This is a genomic window from Bradyrhizobium sp. NBAIM08 (genome assembly GCF_020193935.1).
GTDB classification, from domain to species: domain Bacteria; phylum Pseudomonadota; class Alphaproteobacteria; order Rhizobiales; family Xanthobacteraceae; genus Bradyrhizobium; species Bradyrhizobium yuanmingense.
Map to the genome: position 1 here is coordinate 1 of NZ_JADYVR010000568.1, position 429 is coordinate 429.

General features: G+C 70.2%; 1 protein-coding gene. It reads right to left on the bottom strand.

Annotated elements, in window-relative coordinates; genetic code table 11:
* Nucleotides 1–429: tripartite tricarboxylate transporter substrate-binding protein (locus I6F37_RS40995; RefSeq protein WP_249795473.1), on the bottom strand; the 429-nt coding region annotated here is incomplete at both ends.

Here is a 429-nt window from a genome sequence, read left to right on the forward strand (position 1 = left end):
TGTCGACACCGGCCAGCAGCTTGAACAGCTCGGCGGCAAGGTGGCTGCCGGTGCCGATCCCCGACGACGCGAAGGTCAGCCGGCCCGGCTTCGCCTGCGCGTGGGCCACCAGCTCGTGGATGCTCCGGATCGGCAACGCCGGGTTCACGACCACGACCATCGGCACACCGCAGCACTGGCTCACGGGCACCAGATCCTTGACCGGATCGAAGCTCATCTTCTTCACCAGCGCCGGGTTGCTCGCCAGGCTGGTGGCGGCCATCACCAGCGTGTAGCCGTCGGCCGGCGAACGCACCGTCGCCTCGGCGCCGATGTTGCCGCCGGCACCGCCCTTGTTGTCGATCAGCACTCGCTGGCCCAGCAGCTCGCCGAGCTTGTCGCCGACCAGCCGGCCGATCTGGTCGCCGGTGCCGCCCGCGCTGTAGGGCA